2 protein-coding genes are annotated in these 2,264 nt (G+C 65.4%); one reads left to right on the forward strand and one right to left on the reverse strand.

Annotated elements, in window-relative coordinates; genetic code table 11:
* On the reverse strand, positions 1-410 hold a 410-nt coding region (locus JYJ84_RS34655; RefSeq protein ID WP_205190126.1), incomplete at its 3' end, for an exodeoxyribonuclease V subunit gamma.
* Positions 411-592: 182 nt separating this feature from the next.
* On the opposite strand from JYJ84_RS34655, the gene JYJ84_RS34660 reads away from it, so the two are divergent.
* A partial coding sequence (locus JYJ84_RS34660) for an FUSC family membrane protein (RefSeq protein ID WP_205190127.1) occupies positions 593-2,264 on the forward strand: 1,672 nt, incomplete at its 3' end.

The raw sequence follows: 2,264 nt of genomic DNA on the forward strand, positions 1-2,264 counted from the left end.
AGCACGGCCGCGACGCGGTGCGCAAGCTCGTAGCGCATCGCATCGTCGGACGCGGACAGATACGCGGCCAGCCGCGGCGACGCGAGCCACGGCGCGCCGTCGGACGCCTGCGCAAACAGCCGGTAGCAGCGCCACACGAGACGATCGGGTGCGAACGGCGAACGCGCGGGCACCGTCAGCACGCGGCCGATCTGTGCCCACAGCCATTGCGCGAGATACGTGAACTCGACGTTCGCGCACACGCCGTTGCGCGCGGCGATGTCGAGCTCGAGACGGCGGCGCAGCGCCGCGCTCGGCACGATGACCTGTTGCGGCGCCCACGGGCCATTGCGGGCCGGGAACGCGGCCAGATCCTCGAGCAGCGCGTCGGCCAGCGTTTCGTGACGGTTCGAATAGAAGAGATGGAGCATGAAGCAGGCGTTGGAACCTCGCGCCGGCCGGGCCGGGCGAACAGGATCACCAAGGATAGCAAAAGGACCGCCACCGCGAACCTCGTCCGGAAAGCCAGGTTTTGCGGACCGCGAAATACGATAGACTCGTCGCCAGTCAATACGCCGCCCCCGGGCGTCTTCGTCTGCCATTCAGCCCATCGATGCGCTATTCGGTCGAAATCAGAAAGTTTTTCTACAGCCAGTACTTTTTCGGCGGCCTGCGGATCGCGGTCGGCGTCTCGCTGCCGGCCGTGCTGTGCCTGATCGTGTTTCACAACCGGGAGCTCGGCTTCACGATCTCGACGGGCGCGCTCGGCGCCTGCGTCGTCGACATGCCGGGCCCGCTCAAGTACAAGCACAACGAAATGCTCGCTTGCAGCGTGATCGGTTTTCTGGCCGCGCTCGCCACCGGCCTCGCGACACCGAACATCTTCGTGCTGTGGCTCGCCATCGTGCCGCTCACCTTCGTGCTGTCGCTGATCGTCGTGTACGGCAACCGCTGGCCGCAGATCAGCTTCGCGACGCTGTTCATGATGGTGATGACGCTCGAGGAGAAGTTCACGCCGCTGCAGGCGTTCATCAACGCCGGCTGGATTCTCGCGGGCGGCCTCTGGTACACGTACTGGGCCACGCTCGTGTCGCAATGGCAGGCGCGCCGGATCGAGCAGCAGGCACTCGCCGAGAGCCTGTTCGCCTGCGCCGACTACCTGCTCGCGCGCGCGCAGTTCTACGATCTCGATGCCGATCTCGACGAGTGCTACCGCAATCTCGTCGCCCGGCAGATCACGGCGGTCGAAACGCAGGAAACCGCGCGCGACATCGTGCTGCGCAACCTGCCGAAACTGCGGCGCGGCAAGCTCGACCCCGGCCGCACGACGATGTACAACCTGTTCATCAACAGCGTCGACCTGCACGAGCTGTTCGTCGGCGCGCATACCGACTACCCGCTGGTGCGCAATACGTTCGGCGGCTCCGATCTGATCATTTTCTATCGCGACCTGATCTGCAAGGCAGCCGCCGATCTCGAGGAGATCGGCCTCGCGGTGCTCGAGAACCGCGCGCCGCATTCGCGGATCAGCGTGAAGGCCGAACTGCGCGCGATCGAGTACGAGATCGAGCTGATGCGCAAGAAGAACTTCGCGGCCACCAACGCGGAGGCGTATGCGGCCGTGCTCGCCACGTTCCGGCGCATCTGGAGCGCGACGCGCCTGATCGACCGGATGCGCCGCAACCTGTCGGGCCACGCCGATCCGCAGCAAACCGAACTGAAGATCGACAAGGCGCTCACGCGCTTCCTGCAGCGCCGCCGGATGTCGCCGCTCCTGATCTTCTCGAACCTGAACATGCGCTCACCGAGCTTTCGCCACGCGCTGCGCGTGACGATCGCGGTGGCGGTCGGGTTCTGGCTCGGCCGCCTGCTGCCGCTCACGAACGCGTACTGGATCGTGATGACGACCATCATCATCCTGAAGCCCGGCTACTCGCTCACCAAGCAGCGCAACGCGCAGCGGATCATCGGCACGCTGATCGGCTGCGCGGCGAGCATTGCGCTGATCTACACGGTGAAGGAGCCGCACCTGCTGATCGCGATCATGTTCGGGTCGATGGTGATGAGCTACAGCCTGCTGCTGTTCAACTACGCGGCGAGCGTCGTGTTCACGTCGTCGTACGTGCTGCTGATGTTCCACCTGCTCGCGCCGGGCAGCATGCGGATCATCGGCGAGCGCGCGATCGACACGGTGGTCGGCTGCATGATCGCGATCGCCGCGAGCCGGCTGTTCCCGTACTGGGAATACCGGCTGATGGGCAAGCAGGTCGCCGACATGCTCACCG

The sequence above is a fragment of the Burkholderia sp. LMG 13014 genome, from assembly GCF_905232215.1.
Taxonomy (GTDB): domain Bacteria; phylum Pseudomonadota; class Gammaproteobacteria; order Burkholderiales; family Burkholderiaceae; genus Burkholderia.